Source organism: Pseudomonas sp. GW823-FHT01D03, assembly GCF_058798255.1.
The window spans coordinates 4,430,701-4,448,637 of the sequence record NZ_JBXAKK010000001.1; the positions used below are offsets into that span (position 1 = coordinate 4,430,701).

18 protein-coding genes are annotated in these 17,937 nt (G+C 60.3%); 2 read left to right on the forward strand and 16 right to left on the reverse strand.

Annotated features, from left to right (window positions below):
• Positions 1-232 precede the first annotated feature (232 nt).
• From AC1RBR_RS19460 to AC1RBR_RS19520, 13 genes are all read right to left on the reverse strand, one after another.
• Positions 233-1,024 carry a TatD family hydrolase gene (locus tag AC1RBR_RS19460; RefSeq protein WP_481395551.1) on the reverse strand — a complete coding sequence of 264 codons (792 nt, stop codon included), beginning with the start codon at positions 1,022-1,024 and terminating at the stop codon, positions 233-235.
• A 14-nt stretch (positions 1,025-1,038) separates the two neighbouring features.
• Entirely contained in the window at positions 1,039-1,395 is a 357-nt protein-coding gene (locus AC1RBR_RS19465) for a PilZ domain-containing protein (RefSeq protein WP_492566185.1), read from the reverse strand.
• A gap of 42 nt (positions 1,396-1,437) precedes the next feature.
• The gene (locus AC1RBR_RS19470) at positions 1,438-2,421 is read right to left on the reverse strand and encodes a DNA polymerase III subunit delta' (protein ID WP_115984088.1); all 984 of its coding nucleotides are present in this window, start codon (positions 2,419-2,421) and stop codon (positions 1,438-1,440) included.
• Entirely contained in the window at positions 2,414-3,046 is a 633-nt protein-coding gene (gene tmk, locus AC1RBR_RS19475) for a dTMP kinase (RefSeq protein ID WP_492566187.1), read from the reverse strand. The genes AC1RBR_RS19470 and tmk overlap by 8 nt, the downstream gene beginning before the upstream one ends.
• Before the next feature lie 19 nt (positions 3,047-3,065).
• A complete protein-coding gene (gene mltG, locus AC1RBR_RS19480; RefSeq protein WP_492566189.1) occupies positions 3,066-4,253 on the reverse strand; it encodes an endolytic transglycosylase MltG in 1,188 nt (395 codons plus the stop codon).
• A gap of 3 nt (positions 4,254-4,256) precedes the next feature.
• Positions 4,257-5,072: an aminodeoxychorismate lyase gene (pabC, locus tag AC1RBR_RS19485; protein ID WP_492566191.1), complete on the reverse strand. Its 816-nt coding sequence runs from the start codon at positions 5,070-5,072 to the stop codon at positions 4,257-4,259.
• On the reverse strand, positions 5,072-6,316 hold the full coding sequence (fabF, locus tag AC1RBR_RS19490; protein WP_430289922.1) for a beta-ketoacyl-ACP synthase II: 1,245 nt from the start codon (positions 6,314-6,316) through the stop codon (positions 5,072-5,074). The genes pabC and fabF overlap by 1 nt, the downstream gene beginning before the upstream one ends.
• 108 nt (positions 6,317-6,424) lie before the next feature.
• Positions 6,425-6,661, reverse strand: a complete 237-nt coding sequence (gene acpP, locus AC1RBR_RS19495) for an acyl carrier protein (protein ID WP_003175607.1) — start codon at positions 6,659-6,661, stop codon at positions 6,425-6,427.
• A gap of 196 nt (positions 6,662-6,857) precedes the next feature.
• Entirely contained in the window at positions 6,858-7,598 is a 741-nt protein-coding gene (gene fabG, locus AC1RBR_RS19500) for a 3-oxoacyl-ACP reductase FabG (protein ID WP_027612356.1), read from the reverse strand.
• Between the two features lie 16 nt (positions 7,599-7,614).
• Positions 7,615-8,553, reverse strand: a complete 939-nt coding sequence (gene fabD, locus AC1RBR_RS19505) for an ACP S-malonyltransferase (protein ID WP_492566193.1) — start codon at positions 8,551-8,553, stop codon at positions 7,615-7,617.
• Positions 8,554-8,678: 125 nt separating this feature from the next.
• Positions 8,679-9,689, reverse strand: a complete 1,011-nt coding sequence (gene plsX / locus AC1RBR_RS19510; protein WP_492566195.1) for a phosphate acyltransferase PlsX — start codon at positions 9,687-9,689, stop codon at positions 8,679-8,681.
• Between the two features lie 4 nt (positions 9,690-9,693).
• Positions 9,694-9,876 carry a 50S ribosomal protein L32 gene (rpmF, locus tag AC1RBR_RS19515; RefSeq protein ID WP_003179396.1) on the reverse strand — a complete coding sequence of 61 codons (183 nt, stop codon included), beginning with the start codon at positions 9,874-9,876 and terminating at the stop codon, positions 9,694-9,696.
• A 13-nt stretch (positions 9,877-9,889) separates the two neighbouring features.
• Positions 9,890-10,417, reverse strand: a complete 528-nt coding sequence (locus AC1RBR_RS19520; protein ID WP_003204262.1) for a YceD family protein — start codon at positions 10,415-10,417, stop codon at positions 9,890-9,892.
• Between the two features lie 105 nt (positions 10,418-10,522).
• Here AC1RBR_RS19520 and AC1RBR_RS19525 point away from each other — a divergent pair, with 105 nt between their 5' ends.
• Positions 10,523-11,101 (forward strand): Maf family protein, encoded by a 579-nt coding sequence (locus tag AC1RBR_RS19525; RefSeq protein ID WP_095137204.1) that lies wholly within the window; start codon positions 10,523-10,525, stop codon positions 11,099-11,101.
• 86 nt (positions 11,102-11,187) lie between these two features.
• Here the strand turns inward: AC1RBR_RS19525 and sppA are convergent, their stop codons facing one another.
• The 3 genes from sppA to rluC are packed head-to-tail and all read right to left on the reverse strand — an operon-like array spanning position 11,188 to position 13,813.
• Entirely contained in the window at positions 11,188-12,177 is a 990-nt protein-coding gene (sppA, locus tag AC1RBR_RS19530; protein WP_492566197.1) for a signal peptide peptidase SppA, read from the reverse strand.
• A gap of 24 nt (positions 12,178-12,201) precedes the next feature.
• The gene (locus tag AC1RBR_RS19535; RefSeq protein WP_095137202.1) at positions 12,202-12,864 is read right to left on the reverse strand and encodes an HAD-IA family hydrolase; all 663 of its coding nucleotides are present in this window, start codon (positions 12,862-12,864) and stop codon (positions 12,202-12,204) included.
• Positions 12,851-13,813, reverse strand: a complete 963-nt coding sequence (rluC, locus tag AC1RBR_RS19540; RefSeq protein WP_007950779.1) for a 23S rRNA pseudouridine(955/2504/2580) synthase RluC — start codon at positions 13,811-13,813, stop codon at positions 12,851-12,853. The genes AC1RBR_RS19535 and rluC overlap by 14 nt, the downstream gene beginning before the upstream one ends.
• Before the next feature lie 699 nt (positions 13,814-14,512).
• On the opposite strand from rluC, the gene rne reads away from it, so the two are divergent.
• On the forward strand, positions 14,513-17,749 hold the full coding sequence (rne, locus tag AC1RBR_RS19545) for a ribonuclease E (RefSeq protein ID WP_492566199.1): 3,237 nt from the start codon (positions 14,513-14,515) through the stop codon (positions 17,747-17,749).
• Positions 17,750-17,937 lie beyond the last annotated feature (188 nt).

Here is a 17,937-nt window from a genome sequence, read left to right on the forward strand (position 1 = left end):
AATGAGAACTCAACTGAAGCGCACGTATTCCAAATTTGTTTAAAAACCCCGACCGGCTAACTGGACTGAACGCCAGACTGATCAATACTTGAACTGTCGGGCGGCATCTCCCCCAAGTGCCGTGCCGGTAAAGGTACCAAGGGACCGTGTGCCTTTGTTTTACTCCTAATGGTCTTAACCCGGATTCACCCCCCAGAACCCGGGTTTTTTTTGCCTGCGATTTGCCGATGACCTACATGACAGATTTGACAGAGGCCAGCGGAAACAACCGCTTGAAGTTCTCGGTGGTCTGCTCGGCAAACCGCTCGTAACTCTCCCCACGCAGCATCGCCAGAAACTCCGCTACTTCACGCACGTACTGCGGCAGGTTCGGCTTGCCGCGATAAGGGATCGGCGCCAGATACGGCGAGTCGGTCTCCACCAGCAAGCGATCGGCCGGCACCTTGCTCGCCACGTCGCGCAGAGCGTCGGCATTGCGGAAGGTGACGATGCCCGACAGGGAAATGTAGTAGCCCATGTCCAGCGCGGCTTTGGCCATGTCCCAGTCTTCGGTGAAGCAATGCAGCACACCGGCCTGGGGCAACGCCGCTTCTCGCAGCAGCTCAAGGGTATCGGCACGGGCGCCACGGGTGTGGATGATCACCGGCTTACCGGTCTGCTGTGCGGCTTGCAGATGCAGGCGGAAGGATGCCTGCTGCAGCTCGGCGGCTTCCGGCTCGTAGTGATAATCCAGACCGGTTTCGCCGATCGCCACCACTTTCGGGTGATTGAGTTCGTGCAGCAGCCAGTCAAGTGCAGGCGCCGCGCCCGGTTGCACATCCAGCGGATGCACGCCGACCGAACAATCGACGTCGTCATAGCGCTCGGCGAGGGTTTTGACGTCGGCGGCGTTGTCGGCACTCACGCCGATACACAGGAAGTGCCCTACCCCGCGCTGGCGAGCCGCATCGAGTGCAGCATCCAGCGAACCGTCATGGGCGGCGAGGTCGAGGCGATCAAGGTGACAATGGGAATCTACGAGCATAAAAGGACTGCAACTTACATCGTATGAGTGGGACGGTCGGACTTCAGTGCTCCGGCCAGATGGGTTTCAATGCGACTGCGGGCGGTGTTGTCGCCTTCATTGAATTGCACGCCGACGCCGGCTGCGCGGTTGCCTTGCGCGCCTTTGGGGGTAATCCAGGCGACCTTGCCGGCCACCGGAATCTTCTCCGCTTCATCCATCAGGTTCAGCAACATGAACACCTCGTCGCCCAACTTGTAGCTCTTGTTGGTCGGGATGAACAGGCCACCGTTCTTGATGAACGGCATGTAGGCGGCGTAAAGCACCGATTTGTCCTTGATCGTCAGGGACAGGATGCCGTTGCGCGGCCCCGGGCTAATGGCTTCACTCATGTTGACCTCCACTGCTGATGTTCAGAGTCTAGGTACACATTCTTATCTTTGACCAGGCAATCCCGCCCATTGCACCAACAACGCCTCCAGCAGCAGTGCCGGATTGAGGTTGGCTTTGCTCAGGACTTTCTGCCGCTGGGCGAGAATCCAGTCCTGAATATCGAGGACTTTGCCTTGGGCGCTTTTCTGCGCCAGGTACTGCACAACTTTGCGCATGTCGCTCAGACCGAGGCCGGCTTCATCCTGGGTCAGTTGATAGCGCAGGATCAGGCTCGACCAGTCGCAAAACCAGTCGAACAGGCGCAGCATCGGAATGCTTTTCCACTCTTCGGCCAGTTGCGTCGGCGATTGCTGCTGCTTGAGCAGTTTCTTCACCCCTTCGACCACCTGTGCCCGCTGCTCGCGTACGCCCTGGGACTGCAGACTGACTGCCGCCAACGGCGAGCCTGCCGCCAGCGTCAGCAATTCGATGCGCTCCTCTTCGGAGCACTCCGGCAGCGCCTGCGCCAGCCATTGCAGGCTCATGGCCTCACCCGGCAGCGGACACGCCTGCTGCACGCAGCGGCTCTTGATTGTCGGCAGCAAACGGCTCGGCTGGTGGCTGACCAGCAACAGCACAGTATCGCCGGAAGGCTCCTCCAGGCTTTTTAGCAAGGCGTTGGCGGCGTTGATGTTCATCGACTCCACCGGCTCGATCAGCACCACCTTGCGCCCGCCCAACTGCGCGGTCTGCACCACGAAACTGACCAGATCGCGCACCTGATCGACCTTGATCGCCTTATCGGCTTCTTCCGGCTCAAGGATGTAATTGTCCGGGTGGCTGCCAGCCTTGAGCAGCAGGCAGGATTTGCACTCGCCGCACGCCTCGGGCGTCGGACGCTGACACAGCAGGCTGGCCATCAGGCGCTCGGCCAGCGCGCGCTTGCCGATCCCGGCCGGGCCGTGCAGCAAGTACGCGTGGGCGTGCTGGCTACGTCCGGCCAATTGCTGCCAGAGGCTGTCCTGCCATGGGTAGGCCTCAGCCACGAATCAGCTCCCGCAAGTTCGGAATCAAGGTATCCAGCGCTTGCTGAACCTTGACCAGTGGCTGCCCGGCATCGATGCGCACATAGCGCGCAGGATCGGCTTCGGCGCGCTGCAGAAACGCATTGCGTACCGCTTCGAAAAACGCGCGGCCTTCCAGTTCAAAGCGATCCAGCCGACCACGGGCAGTAGCGCGGGCCAGGCCGATTTCTACCGGCAGATCGAAAATCAGCGTCAGATCCGGCCGCAGGTCGCCCTGAACGAACGTCTCCAGCGCAGCAATGCGTTCCAGCGACAAACCGCGACCGCCGCCCTGATAGGCGTACGTCGAATCAGTGAAACGATCACACAGCACCACAGCGCCACGAGCCAGCGCCGGGCGGATCACTTCGGCCAGATGCTGGGCGCGCGCGGCGAACACCAGCAACAGCTCGGTGTCGGGGTTCATGACTTCATCGGCCGGGGCCAGCAGCACATCGCGAATGCGCTCGGCCAGTGGCGTACCGCCGGGCTCGCGGGTCAGCACCACTTCGATACCTTCAGCGCGCAGACGCTCGGCGAGGTATTCGCGGTTGGTGCTCTTACCGGCGCCTTCCGGGCCTTCCAGGGTAATAAACAAGCCAGTCACAGGCAGTCCTTAATTAAAGTCATTGCGCGTTTTGCGGTGCCGCTGTCTCAGGCTCGGCAGCAGGGGCCGGGGCTGGCGCAGGATCCTGAGGTGGAACCTGCGGCAGCACCTCAGGAGCGGTATCCGGGGACGCCGCGGGAATCGCCTCCTCCGTCGCCGAGGCAGGCGCATTCGCCGGGGCCGGGCTGGAGCGGTAATCGGCGCGGCGTTTGAGCTGGAACTCGCGCACCGCACTGTTGTGCGCATCCAGGTCATCGGAGAACACATGGCTGCCATCGCCGCGGGCGACAAAATACAGACTGTTGCCTTCCACCGGATTAAGCGCGGCGTGAATCGCCTCGCGGCCGACCATGGCAATCGGCGTCGGCGGCAATCCGGGAATCACATAGGTGTTGTACGGCGTCGGCTCCTTGAGATGAGCACGGGTCAACTTGCCGGTGTAGCGATCACCCAGGCCGTAGATCACGGTCGGGTCGGTCTGCAACTGCATACCCAGCGCCATACGGCGCACAAACACGCCGGCAATTTGCCCACGCTCCTGCGGCACACCGGTTTCCTTCTCTACCAGCGAGGCCATGATCAGCGCCTGATACGGCTCACTGTACGGGGCATCGGCCGAGCGGTTTTCCCACTCCTTGGCCAACACTTCATCGAGACGATCAAAAGCTTTCTTCAGCAATTCGACGTCGGAGACGCCCCGTACGAAACGGTAGGTATCCGGGAAGAATCGCCCTTCCGGGAACAGCCCACGATGGCCGATTTTCTCCATCACTTCGCTATCGTTCAAGCCCTTGAGGGTCTGCTCGATCTTTTCATCTTTGGCCAACGCGGCACGGACCTGGTGGAAATTCCAGCCCTCGACCAGCGTCAGGCTGTACTGCACCACTTCGCCACGCTTCCACAGGTCGATCAGACCGTTGACGGTCATCCCCGGCTGCATGCGGTATTCGCCGGTATGGATCGGTGTGCCGGCCAGATTGAAGCGCCAGTAGATGCGCAACCAGAAGGCGTCCTTGATGACCCCATCGGTTTCGAGTTCAAGAAAGGTACGGGTCGGCGTCGAGCCTTTTGGCACATCCAGCAGTTCTTCCTGCGTGATGTTCAGGGGCTGTTCCAGCGCCGAATGAATTTTCCAGGCGCTGGCGCCCATCAGCAGCCCTGCCAGAACCAGTCCGGTTTCCAGCAGCAGCAAGAGTTTACGTCTCACGAATCAAGCATCCAGTAGCGCGCGGGCAATGGTTTGCAGTTTACGGGTGAGCGGGCCAACCGGCCAGCTCAGTGCAGCGTAGGCACGTACCGGCCAGACGCCATACACGCTGTTGCAAACAAAGACTTCATCAGCCCATTGCAGCTGTTCGAGGCTGATGTCGGTGATTTGGGTGGGGATGGCCAATGACTCGGCCTGAAACAATATTTCAGCACGCATCACACCGGCCACGCCACAGCGCTTCAGATCCGGGGTGATCAGTACGCCGTCGCGCACCAGAAACAGGTTGCTGAATACGCCTTCGATGACGCGCCCGGCCTGATCAAGCATCAAGCCTTCGGCATGTTCGCCATCGTGCCATTCGGCGCGGGCGAGCACTTGCTCCAGACGATTCAGATGCTTGAGACCGGCCAGCAACGGCTGGTTGGATAATCGCGTGACGCAGGGAAACAGGCGCACGCCCTGCTCGCCATGCACGGCAGGATAAGCAGCAGGCGGATTGCCTTGCAGAATGCGTCGACCCTGTGCCGCAGGATCGGGTGCGTAGCCACGCAAGCCGTCACCACGGGTGAGAATGAGCTTGAGCACGCCCTCACCCATTGCCGCGGCATAAGCCAGTAGCTCGCTGCGAACCCACTCGATATCCGCGGCGATGGCCAGACGCGAGCAGCCCTCGGCCAAACGCGTCAGGTGACGATCCAGCAATATAGGCTGGCCGTCGTGCACGGCAATGGTCTCGAACAGACCATCACCGTAAGCCAGGCCGCGATCTTTCAGCGACAGAGCGTCAGCCGGTTGACCGTCGACCCAGCTTTCCATCAACCGGCGAACCGGCGGAACGCCAACGTACCGTTGGTGCCGCCAAACCCGAACGAGTTGGACAGTACGACGTCGATGTCCATGTTGCGCGCAGTGTGCGGCACGAAATCGAGATCGCAGCCTTCATCCGGCTCGTCGAGGTTGATGGTTGGCGGGGCCACCTGGCTGTTGATCGCCAGCACACTGAAGATCGCCTCGACCGCGCCCGCCGCACCCAGCAGGTGACCGGTCATGGACTTGGTGGAGCTGACCGCCAGGTTGTAGGCGTGATCACCGAACACGGTCTTGATCGCGTTGGCTTCGGCAAGGTCGCCGGCCGGGGTCGAAGTACCGTGGGCGTTGATGTACTGCACCTGTTCGATGTTGATCTTCGCATCGCGCAGCGCATTGGTGATGCAGCGCGCTGCACCGGCGCCATCAGCAGGCGGCGAGGTCATGTGGAACGCATCGCCGCTGGTGCCAAAGCCAATCAGCTCGGCGTAGATGGTGGCGCCACGGGCCTTGGCGTGCTCGAGTTCTTCGAGTACCAGCGCACCGGCACCGTCGGACAGCACGAAGCCATCACGACCCTTGTCCCATGGACGACTGGCGCGAGTCGGCTCGTCGTTGCGGGTCGACAGCGCACGGGACGCGCCGAAGCCGCCCATGCCCAGACCGCACGCGGCCATCTCGGCACCACCGGCGATCATCACGTCGGCTTCGTCGTACATGATGTTGCGCGCAGCCATGCCAATGCAGTGCGTACCGGTGGTACACGCAGTGGAAATGGCGTAGTTCGGCCCCTGTGCACCCAGGTGGATGGACAGAAAACCGGAAATCATATTGATGATCGAGCCTGGCACGAAGAATGGCGAGATTCGACGCGGGCCCGTCTCATGCAGGGTCCGGCTGGTTTCTTCGATGTTGGTCAGACCGCCGATGCCCGAGCCCATGGCCACGCCAATGCGCTCACGGTTGGCGTCGGTGACTTCCAGACCGGCGTTGCGAACAGCCTGAAAACCCGCGGCCAGACCGTACTGAATGAACAGGTCGAGCTTGCGTGCTTCCTTGACCGACAGGTATTCCTCGACATTGAAGCCCTTTACCGAGCCGCCAAAACGGGTGGAATAGGCAGAAAGGTCGGTGTGTTCGATCAGACCAATGCCACTGCGGCCAGCCAGAATGCCCTGCCAACTGCTCGGCACATCCGTGCCCAGTGGCGACAACATACCCATACCGGTGACTACGACGCGTCTACGCGACACAGCACTCTCCTTTTTCAAATGACGACTTTGCATCAGGCCTAAAGAAAAAACCGCACGCCATGATGGCAGTGCGGTTTTTCCATGACAGCAGACAACGATTACAAACTATTACGCCTGGTGGCTAGTAACGTAGTCGATTGCAGCTTGTACAGTAGTGATCTTCTCAGCTTCTTCGTCAGGGATTTCGGTCTCGAATTCCTCTTCCAGAGCCATCACCAGCTCAACGGTGTCAAGGGAGTCGGCACCCAGGTCTTCAACGAAGGAAGCAGTGTTGACCACTTCTTCTTCTTTAACGCCCAGTTGCTCGGCAACGATTTTCTTGACGCGCTCTTCGATGGTGCTCATACCTTGTTTTCACTCCTAATGGACAAATTCAGGCAGCTGGCCAGTGGGTAAGTGTATAGAAAGGCTTTTCAGCTTTTCAACTGAAAGCTTCACTCCTCAAACCCTGCGGCCCTCTGCCTATAAATAGATTGCAGCTTTATAACGGATTTTAGACAGCTCGTATGACATTTTTTTGAAGCAATCCGTCACATTTTACTTACATGTACATCCCACCGTTCACCGGGATTGTAGCCCCAGTAACGTATGCCGCACCGTCGGATGCAAGAAAAGCGACCACCGAGGCGATCTCTTGAGCTTGTCCCAGACGACCCAGCGGAATCTGCGTCTGCAAGGCTTCACGCTGTGCTTCCGGCAGTTCGCGGGTCATATCGGTGTCGATGAACCCTGGGGTTACCGAGTTGACCGTAATCGAACGCGAACCGACTTCACGCGCCATCGCACGGCTGAAACCTTCCAGACCGGCCTTGGCGGCTGCATAGTTTACTTGGCCTGCGTTGCCCATGGCACCCACCACCGAGCCAATACTGATAATTCGACCCCAGCGCGCCTTGGTCATGCCACGCAAAACGCCCTTGGACAGGCGATACAGACTGTTCAGGTTGGTATCGATCACGTCATACCATTCATCGTCTTTCATGCGCATCATCAGGTTATCGCGGGTGATGCCGGCATTATTGACCAGAATCGCCGGCGCGCCGAACTGCTCCTGAATGCTTGCGATCACGGCGGCAACGGATTCGTCGCTGGTGACGTTCAGTTCCAGACCAGTGCCCTGAATACCGTGCTCTTTCAGTGTCGCAGCAATCGCCTCGGCACCCTTGGCGGAGGTCGCAGTGCCAACAACGATGGCGCCCTGACGACCCAGCTCCAGTGCGATAGCCTGGCCGATACCGCGGCTTGCACCGGTGACCAGTGCAACTTTACCTTGCAGACTCATGCAAGTTTCTCCTGATTCAGGCCAACGCTGCGCGGGCGGCAGCGAAAGCGTCTGGGGTATTGAGGTTGGAAGTCGAAACGCCTTCGGCGCAACGCTTGTTCAGACCGGCCAGGACTTTGCCCGGGCCGCATTCGATCAGATTGGTCGCGCCTTTGGCAGCCAGCGTCTGAACCGATTCAACCCAGCGAACGGGCTTGTACAGTTGCTCAAGCAGATCACGCTTCAGGGTTTCCAGATCGGCCGGCACTTGCGCGCTGACGTTCTGTACTACCGGGATCTGCGGCGCCTGCCAGTCGATGGCGGCGATGGATTCGGCAAAGCGCTCGGCAGCCGGACGCATCAGTTCGCAATGCGACGGCACGCTCACCGGCAACGGCATGGCACGCTTGGCGCCACGGGCCTTGCAGCCTTCGATGGCACGCTCAACCGCAGCCTTGGCACCGGCAATCACTACCTGACCCGGCGAGTTGAAGTTCACCGCACTGACCACTTCGCCTTGCGCCGCTTCAGCGCAGGCTGCCAGCACGTCAGCGTCTTCCAGACCGAGGATCGCAGCCATGCCACCCTGACCGGCCGGAACGGCTTCCTGCATCAGCTGGCCACGGCGCTCAACGAGCTTCACCGCGTCAGCCAGGCTCAGACTGCCGGCAGCAACCAGGGCGCTGTATTCACCCAGGCTGTGACCGGCAACAAATGCCGGACGCGCGCCGCCTTCAGCCAGCCACAGACGCCACAGGGCGATCGAGGCGGTCAGAATGGCCGGCTGGGTTTTGTCGGTTTGATTGAGCAGTTCTTCCGGGCCCTGCTGGGTCAGTGCCCACAGGTCATAGCCCAGAGCCTCAGAGGCTTCTTTGAATGTTTCGAGGATCAGCGGATGTTCCGCGCCCAGCTCGGCGAGCATGCCGAGGGACTGCGAACCCTGTCCTGGAAAGACGAATGCGAGGGAAGCAGACATGTAACAAGCCCCTAATGATCTTGTCGTCGGAAAAATGGCATCCCGCTAGAGGGACGCAAGAAACTGACAGTTGGATGGCCCTTTGAACCGGGCGGTCACATTTAAGCATTGTCCGACGAAAACGCCTAAGACAACAAATCCTCCAGACGACCGTGGAGGCGCTCGGGCAGGTTCTCCTGAATCTCGATCAGCGCGCGCTGAATCGCGCTCTGAAAGCCCTGAACCCCGGCCGAACCGTGACTTTTCACCACGATGCCCTGCAAGCCGAGGAAGCTTGCGCCGTTATGTCGCGCCGGCGCCAGATCCGCCTGCAGGCGTTTCATCAATGGCAAGGCCAAAGCACCCACCACGCGGGAAGCAAAGTTTTTCCTGAACAAGGCTTCTATACGCGCGGCGATCATCGTCGCCAGGCCTTCGCTGGACTTGAGCAGAATATTGCCGACAAAACCGTCACAGACCACCACATCCGCCTCGCCACGATACAGGCCATCGCCCTCGACAAAACCGATGTAGTTGATGCCACGCGCGGCCTGCAGCAAGGTCGCCGCCAGCTTGACCTGCTGATTGCCCTTGATGTCTTCGGTGCCGATATTCAGCAAGGCGACACGCGGCCGGGCGATGCCCAGCGTCTGCGCCGCCACTGAGCCCATCACCGCGAACTGCAACAGATGCTCGGCGCTGCAATCGACGTTCGCACCCAGATCGAGCAACTGGCAGTAGCCCTTCTGCGTCGGAATCGCCGCCACCATCGCCGGCCGATCAATCCCCGGCAAGGTCTTGAGCACGAAACGCGACAACGCCATCAACGCCCCGGTATTGCCGGCGCTGACACAGGCCTGAGCCTTGCCGTCACGCACCAGTTCCAGGGCGATACGCATCGACGAGTCCAGCTTGCCACGCAAGGCCTGGGTCGGCTTTTCGTCCATGGTGATGACTTCAGACGCCGGAACAATCGTCAGGCGCGCGCGATCGGCAGCCGATTGGCCGTTGATCAGTTCTTCAAGTAGGGAGGGTTGACCGACAAGGGTCAGGTGCAGCGAGGGCGTAGCAGAAAGGCAAGCAAGGCTGGCCTGAACAATGCTGCGGGGACCGAAGTCCCCGCCCATTGCGTCAATCGCGATGACTTGAGCGGACAAGTGATTACTCGTCAGCGCCCTTGTCGATCACTTTACGGCCACGGTATACGCCTTCTGGCGATACGTGGTGACGCAGGTGAACTTCACCAGTGGTTTTTTCTACAGACAGGGTGCTAGCCTCGAGAGCGTCGTGCGAACGGCGCATGTCACGGGCAGAGCGGGATTTTTTGTTCTGCTGAACAGCCATAATTGATTAACTCCTAAACGTTTGGGTCACGCTTTAACTGCGCCAATACACTGAACGGGTTGGACCGCGTTACCTCGTCCTCGCTCGGTTCGGGTTCATCTGCTCCCGCCGGCTGCTGGCATTCTTCCGGATGATGAGCAGGCACAATGGGCAAGGCGAGCAGAAGCTCCTCCTCGATCAGTGACTGCAGATCCAATGGATCTTCGCCCAGTTCCAGCACGTCATAACCTTTCGGTAACGACTGGGTATTCGCACCCTCCTTCACTACAGCGTAACTGCATTCGCTGTGGATCGGCAGGGTGACCAGCTCAAGACAACGCTGGCAAACCATTTTGACTTCGGTGTCGATAAAGCTGTGGATCACCACAGATTTACGTTCATCTCGTTCAAAAACGAATTTGGCCTGCACCGTACCGACATCGTCGGAAAGCGGGTCGCAGAGTCTCTTCAAATCGGCCAGCAGCAGTTCACCTTGAAGGGTGGTGCCACGGTCAGCCAATTTGCGCGGGTCAACGTGAGGTGGAATCGGGTCATTCAACATAGGCGCAGCATTATAGGGATGCACCCACCCATGTCAAAGGAAATTGTGCCCTGTCCGTCACTTGCGTGCCTCCGCTAGAATTCGCACCTGCCTCAGGAGACGCCAATGCTGCCTTTATTACTTGCTTCCAGCTCGACCTATCGCCGGGAATTGCTCGCCCGCCTGCACCTGCCGTTCGTCTGCAGCTCGCCGGATATCGACGAAAGCCACCAACCGGGCGAATCCGCCATCGAACTGGTCAAGCGCCTCGCCGAACAGAAAGCTCGCGCACTGGCGGCCAGCCACCCTGCTCATCTGATTATCGGCTCAGACCAGGTCGCGGTACTCGGCGAACGGATCATCGGCAAGCCACACACCTTTGACAAGGCTCGCGAACAGCTACTGGCCGCCAGCGGCGCCAGCGTGACCTTCCTCACCGGCCTGGCCCTGCTCAACAGCCAGACCGGCCACTGCCAGGTCGACTGCGTGCCGTTTACCGTGCACATGCGCCAGCTCGACGAAGCGCGCATCGAGCGCTACCTGCGCCTGGAGCAGCCCTACGATTGCGCTGGCAGCTTCAAGGCCGAAGGCTTGGGCGTGAGTCTGTTCCAGTCCACCGAAGGACCTGACGCCACCAGCCTGATCGGCCTGCCACTGATTCGCCTGATCGACATGCTGCTGCTTGAGGACGTGCAAATCCCTTAACGCAAAAGATCGCAGCCTGCGGCAGCTCCTACATCGATCTCTGTAGGAGCTGCCGCAGGCTGCGATCTTTTGATCTTTACAACAAATCAGCGCAACGATGGCCCGTGGAAACCCATCCACATCGCCAACTGCTCAGCCACGCTGGCACCGAGCTTCTTCGAGAAGCGGTCGAACGGCGATTCCTGCACGGTGAAATCCACCAGCTCTTTTTCGCCAATCACATCCCGCGCCACCGAGCTGGCATTGCCCAGGCCATCGATCAAGCCCAACGGCAGCGCCTGCTCGCCCGACCAGACCAGTCCGGAAAACAACTCCGGATGCTCCTTATCCTTGAGACGATCGCCACGCCCCTTCTTGACACTGTTGATGAACTGCTTGTGCGTGGTATCCAGCACGGTCTGCCAGAACGCAGTCTCGTCAGGTTTCTGCGGCTGGAACGGATCCAGAAACGACTTGTGCTCGCCCGAGGTATAAGTGCGACGCTCGACGCCGAGCTTGTCCATGGTGCCGACAAACCCGTAACCGGCGGCCGTTACACCGATGGAGCCGACCAGACTGGCCTTGTCGGCATAGATCTGATCCGCCGCACTGGCGATGTAATAGGCACCGGACGCACCGAGATCGGAAATCACCGCGTACACCTTGGTATCCGGGTGCAGGCCGCGCAGACGCTTGATCTCGTCATACACATAACCCGACTGCACCGGACTGCCGCCAGGACTGTTGATCCGCAGGATGACGCCCTTGACCTTTTTGTCCTCGAAGGCCGCACGCAGGCTGCCGACAATGTTGTCAGCACTCGCAGGCTCCTTGTCGGCAATCATGCCGGTGACGTCGATCAGCGCGGTGTAGTTCGGCCCACGAGTGGCGCTCTTTTCCATGTCCATCAGCGGCGTGAACAGGATCAGCGCAACAAACAGATAAACAAACGTCAGCAGCTTGAAGAAAATCCCCCAGCGCCGTGAGCGACGCTGCTCCTGCACACTGGCCAGCAACGTCTTTTCCAGCAGCTTCCAGCTTTTCTCGTCACCGTCGTCGGCACTTGCCTTGGCCGGTGCTTTCCATTCGTCGGTCATGCGCGGCACCCCAGCAAAAACGTATTAAGCCTGCTGCCCAAGCCAGGCGTGCAATTCACTAAAACGGTCAATCGACAGACGCGGCTCGAACTGCTGCAGCGACTCGATCGACTGCGCGCCATAACTGACTGCCACCGACGCCATGCCCGCATTGCGCGCCATCAGCAGATCGAAGGACGAATCGCCGACCATCAGCGCCTGCTCGGGCCGCACGCCGCAATGGTCGAGAATCTGCTCGAGCATCAACGGATGCGGCTTGCTCGCAGTCTCGTCAGCGGCGCGGGTGATATCGAAATAATCTTCCCAGCCATTGGCCTTGAGCACCCGATCCAGTCCGCGACGATTCTTGCCGGTGGCGACAGCCAGGTGATAGCCCTGCTCGCGAAACGACGCCATCGACTCGACTACACCTTCGAACAACGGCGAAGGCACGGCTTCCGCCGCGATGTAGTGATCGGCGTAATACTCGCGAAACAAGGTCATCTCGGCATCGCTGATGTCCGGGTACAAGGTGCGGATCGCCTCGGGCAAGCCCAAGCCGATGATGCCCTTGACGGCAAAATCATCGCGCAACTCGAAACCGGAACGCGCGGACGCAGAATGCATCGCCTCGACAATCCGACCAATGGAATCGGCGAGGGTGCCGTCCCAATCGAAAATCAGCAGTTTGTAATCAGATGGGCGCACTCAATCGCTCCACGGTCTTGGCCCACATTTCATCCACCGGCGCCTGCAACTTGAGCTCACCGCCATCGGGCAGCGGCACGGTCAGCATGTAGGCGTGCAGGAACAGACGCTTGCCGCCCAGATCACGGATTTCCTTGCTGAAACCGTCATCGCCGTACTTGGTGTCGCCGGCAATGCAGTGCCCGGCGTGCAAGGTGTGGACGCGGATCTGGTGGGTGCGCCCGGTGATCGGCTTGGCTTCGATCAGGGTGGCAAAGTCGCCGAAACGCCGCAGGACCTTGAACACGGTCACCGATTCCTTGCCCTCCTCCTCGTCGACCTCGACCATGCGCTCACCGGAGCGCAGGTTGCTCTTGCCCAGCGCCGCACGGACTTGCTTGATCGAGGTCGCCCAGTTGCCGCGCACCAGCGCCATGTAGCGCTTGTCGACACCGTCACCGCGCAAGGCGGCGTGCAAGTGCCGCAACATGCTGCGCTTCTTGGCGATCATCAGCAGGCCGGAGGTGTCACGGTCGAGACGGTGAACCAGCTCGAGCTCCTTGGCGTCGGGACGCAACTGACGAAAGGCTTCGATCACGCCGTAATTCAAGCCACTGCCGCCGTGAACCGCAATGCCGGCGGGCTTGTTGATCACGATCAGGGCTTTGTCTTCGTAGACGATCGAGGCTTCCAGACGCTGCAACAGGCCCTGGGCCAGAGGCACCGGTTCGTCGCGCTCAGGCACACGAACTGGCGGCACGCGCACGATATCGCCGGCCTGCAGCTTGTATTCGGGCTTGATCCGACCCTTGTTCACGCGCACTTCGCCCTTACGCAAAATGCGGTAAATCAAGGTCTTGGGCACGCCTTTGAGCCGGGCTAGCAGGAAATTGTCGATTCGTTGGCCGGCATACTCCGGCGAGACTTCAAGCAGTTGAACGCCTGGAGTCGAAGGGGCAGTAGTTGTCATGCCGCGGATGATAACAATTTTTATGGAATTGAAGCACTTAATCATTGCTGCTATAGTCGCGAACGCCGCCAAAAGCGGCCTGGACAGCGGAACCACGGTCAAAAACCGGCCCTGACCAACGCAATTCACCAGGACGCGAGGCCGTCCTACGGGGCTTTCGCTACGTAACGGTGGAGTTTGCAGTTGTAACAAGCGCAGGTGACATGAGGCCTGAATTACACCGTCGAGCAGAGTTTTCACTCGCCTGACAGGCAAATATTCGAGGCCAGTTCACAAAGTGCAGTCAGCTGCAGATGACCCCGAGCGAAGGCTTCGGAAACATCGCCTGAATTAGCCATGATGCGTGACCTCCCCTTTCGGAGCTCACGGTAAATGCCAACCCGCTGCGGATTCTGCGCGCGGCAGCACCCGAATTATCAGGGATACGTGTAGGGTGGAGATGCACAACCGCCGGACTGTGTAGCAATAGGCTTTATCAAGACGCTTCATCTCGTCCACAGCCGCTGGTTGATTCCTCCTCCTGACTGAGTGCTTAAGTAGCCACAGCAAGCAGGACGCGTACGTCGCGATATCGGCCCAATTGGCCTGACATCGCTGGACACGGGAATGGCCAACCACTCCCGACGCACCTGACACCGACCGTGAGAAGTCGTGTGTGCCGAACGCCGTTTCCGGCAGCCCGGAAACCGACGGTACTACATGAAAAGAATGCTGATTAACGCAACTCAACCCGAAGAGTTGCGTGTTGCACTGGTAGATGGCCAACGCCTCTACGACCTGGACATCGAATCCGGTGCACGCGAGCAGAAGAAGGCCAACATCTACAAAGGCCGTATCACTCGCATCGAACCAAGCCTTGAGGCTGCCTTTGTCGATTTCGGCTCCGAGCGCCACGGCTTCCTGCCCCTCAAAGAAATCTCCCGCGAATACTTCAAGAAAGCCCCTGAAGGCCGCGTCAACATCAAGGACGTCCTGAGCGAAGGCCAGGAAGTCATCGTTCAGGTCGAAAAAGAAGAACGTGGCAACAAGGGCGCTGCCCTGACCACCTTCATCAGCCTGGCCGGTCGTTACCTCGTACTGATGCCGAACAACCCGCGTGCCGGCGGTATCTCCCGTCGCATCGAAGGCGAAGAGCGCAACGAACTGCGTGAAGCGCTGAACGGCCTGGTTGCACCCGCCGACATGGGGCTGATCGTGCGCACTGCCGGCCTGGGCCGCAGCAGCGAAGAAATGCAGTGGGACCTCGACTACCTGCTGCAACTGTGGACTGCCATCAAAGAAGCCTCGCTGGATCGCTCCGCGCCATTCCTGATCTATCAGGAAAGCAACGTGATCATCCGCGCCATCCGCGATTACCTGCGCCAGGACATCGGCGAAGTGCTGATCGACAGCGTTGAAGCCCAGGACGAAGCCCTGACCTTCATCCGCCAGGTGATGCCGCAGTACGCCAGCAAGATCAAGCTGTATGAAGACAGCGTGCCGCTGTTCAACCGTTTCCAGATCGAAAGCCAGATCGAGACCGCTTTCCAGCGCGTCGTCGAACTGCCTTCCGGCGGCTCCATCGTCATCGATCCGACCGAAGCCCTGGTGTCCATCGACATCAACTCGGCGCGCGCCACCAAAGGCAGCGACATCGAAGAAACCGCGCTGCAGACCAACCTTGAAGCCGCCGAAGAAATCGCCCGTCAGTTGCGCCTGCGCGACATCGGCGGCCTGATCGTCATCGACTTCATCGACATGACTCCTGCCAAGAACCAGCGCGCCGTGGAAGAGAAAGTCCGCGAATGCCTGGAAGCCGACCGCGCTCGCGTGCAGATCGGCCGCATTTCGCGCTTCGGCCTGCTGGAAATGTCCCGTCAGCGCCTGCGTCCATCGCTGGGCGAAAGCAGCGGCATCGTCTGCCCACGCTGCAACGGCACCGGCATCATCCGTGACGTCGAATCGCTGTCGCTGGCAATCCTGCGCCTGATCGAAGAAGAAGCCCTGAAAGATCGCACTGCCGAAGTGCGCGCTCAGGTGCCGATCCCGGTCGCCGCGTTCCTGCTCAACGAAAAACGCAACTCGATCACCAAGATCGAACTGCGCACCCGTGCCCGTATCGTCATTCTGCCGAACGATCACCTGGAAACCCCGCACTTCGAAGTTCAGCGTCTGCGTGACGACAGCCCGGAAGCCGCGACCAACCAGTCCAGCTATGAAATCGCTGCTGCCGCTGCCGAAGTCGAAGAAGTCCAGCCAGCCGCTGCGACCCGCACCCTGGTTCGCCAGGAAGCTGCGGTCAAGACTGCGCCGGCCCGTGCCAATGCGCCGGTGCCGACCGAAGTCGCCGCGCCTGCCGCTGCTGCACCGGCTCCGGTTGCCGCGCCAGAGCCAAGCCTGTTCAAGGGCCTGGTGAAGTCGCTGGTCAGCCTGTTCGCCACCAAAGAAGAGCCAGCCGCTCCGGTCGTCGTTGAAAAACCGGCTACCGAGCGTCCCGCCCGCAACGAAGAGCGTCGCAACGGTCGTCAGCAGAGCCGCAACCGTAACGGTCGCCGCGATGAAGAGCGCAAGCCGCGCGAAGAACGTGCACCGCGTGAAGAACGCGCCCCACGCGAACCGCGTGAAGAGCGTCAGCCACGTGAAGCCCGTGAGGTTCGCGAGCCGCGTGAAGCCCGCAGCGAAGCGCCAGCCGCCCGCGAAGAACGCGCACCACGCGCTCCGCGTGAAGAACGTGCACCACGTGCGCCACGTGAAGACCGCAAGCCACGTGGCGAGCGCGAAGAGCGTGTCCGTGAACTGCGCGAGCCTCTGGACGCCGCTCCGGCTGCACCCGTAGCAGCTGCCGCTGCCGCTGTGGTCGCAGAAGAGCGTCCAGCCCGTCAGCCACGCGAAGAGCGCGCACCGCGTCCGCCGCGTGAAGAGCGTCAACCGCGTGCCGAGCAGGCCGCTGCTGCCGTCGCCGAAGAAGAAGTGAACAGCAACGAAGAGCAACTGCCGGAAGACGGTCAGGACAACGCCGAAGGCGATCGTCCACGTCGTCGCTCCCGTGGTCAGCGTCGTCGCAGCAACCGTCGCGAGCGTCAGCGTGATGCCAACGGCAACGTGATCGAAGGTTCGGAAGAATCCGAGTCCGGCGAAAACGCTGAACCAGCACCAAGCGCTGCCGATCTGGCTGCCGGCCTGGCCGTGACCGCCGCTGTTGCCAGCAGCGTGATCAGCGCTCCAGCCGAAGCACAGGCTCACGAGCAAGCCGAACGCGCTACCGCCACTGTTCAGCAAACCGCTCCAGTGGAAGCGCCGGTTGTTGAGGCCACTACCCCAGTGGAAGTGGTTGCTGCTCCGGAAGTCGAAGTGGCACCGGTTCAAGAAACTCTGCCTCAGGTTGAAGCCGCTGCAGAACCTGCCATTGAAGCGCCAGTTATGGCCGCAGAACCGGCTGAAACTGTCGCTGAAACCGTGACCGAAACCGTGCGTGAAGTTCGCGAAGAACAGACCGCGTTCAACTGGGTTGCCGAGCCTGCCGTCGCTGAAACACCAGCGCCAGTCGTTGCGGCCCCAGTGGTTGAAGAAGCCAAGGCTGCCGAGCCAGTGGTTGAAGTGAGCGAACCTGCTCCAGCGCCTGTCGTTGAAGCACCGGTGGTCGAAGCGCCAGTCGTTGCTGAAGCCCCTGCTCCAGTGGTTGAAGCCGCTCCGGTCAGCGCCCTGACGCCAAACGGCCGTGCGCCAAACGACCCACGTGAAGTGCGTCGCCGCAAGCGTGAAGCCGAGCGCCTGCAAAAGGAAGCCGAACTGGCTGCCGCTGCTGCTCCGGCGGCTGAAGTGGTCGAGGTTGCTGCCGTAACTGAAGAGGCCGTGGTTGAATCGGTGATCGCCGAAGCGCCACGCTCCGTTCAGGACGCGGTCGAGCATCACCAGGCGACCGAGGAAAAACAGCACGAGCCTAAACCGCTCGTCTGATTCCGAAAGACAATAAAAAGCCCCGCCTGAGCAATCAGGCGGGGCTATTTCATGCCTCCAGTTCAAGCATCACCCCGACTCCTTGTAGGAGTGAGCCTGCTCGCGATAGCGGTGTATCAGCCACCACAAATGACACTGACCCAACGCTATCGCGAGCAGGCTCACTCCTACAGAGGATTTATGCAGGG

Excerpts from the sequence above, each read along its gene's own strand:
- acpP (WP_003175607.1), bottom strand. The coding sequence starts at position 6,661 with ATGAGCACCATCGAAGAGCGCGTCAAGAAAATCGTTGCCGAGCAACTG.
- AC1RBR_RS19460 (WP_481395551.1), bottom strand. The coding sequence starts at position 1,024 with ATGCTCGTAGATTCCCATTGTCACCTTGATCGCCTCGACCTCGCCGCC.
- rpmF (WP_003179396.1), bottom strand. The coding sequence starts at position 9,876 with ATGGCTGTTCAGCAGAACAAAAAATCCCGCTCTGCCCGTGACATGCGC.
- rne (WP_492566199.1), top strand. The coding sequence starts at position 14,513 with ATGAAAAGAATGCTGATTAACGCAACTCAACCCGAAGAGTTGCGTGTT.
- fabG (WP_027612356.1), bottom strand. The coding sequence starts at position 7,598 with ATGAGTCTGCAAGGTAAAGTTGCACTGGTCACCGGTGCAAGCCGCGGT.
- AC1RBR_RS19465 (WP_492566185.1), bottom strand. The coding sequence starts at position 1,395 with ATGAGTGAAGCCATTAGCCCGGGGCCGCGCAACGGCATCCTGTCCCTG.
- rluC (WP_007950779.1), bottom strand. The coding sequence starts at position 13,813 with ATGACAACTACTGCCCCTTCGACTCCAGGCGTTCAACTGCTTGAAGTC.
- AC1RBR_RS19520 (WP_003204262.1), bottom strand. The coding sequence starts at position 10,417 with ATGTTGAATGACCCGATTCCACCTCACGTTGACCCGCGCAAATTGGCT.
- sppA (WP_492566197.1), bottom strand. The coding sequence starts at position 12,177 with ATGACCGACGAATGGAAAGCACCGGCCAAGGCAAGTGCCGACGACGGT.
- fabD (WP_492566193.1), bottom strand. The coding sequence starts at position 8,553 with ATGTCTGCTTCCCTCGCATTCGTCTTTCCAGGACAGGGTTCGCAGTCC.
- pabC (WP_492566191.1), bottom strand. The coding sequence starts at position 5,072 with ATGGAAAGCTGGGTCGACGGTCAACCGGCTGACGCTCTGTCGCTGAAA.
- AC1RBR_RS19525 (WP_095137204.1), top strand. The coding sequence starts at position 10,523 with ATGCTGCCTTTATTACTTGCTTCCAGCTCGACCTATCGCCGGGAATTG.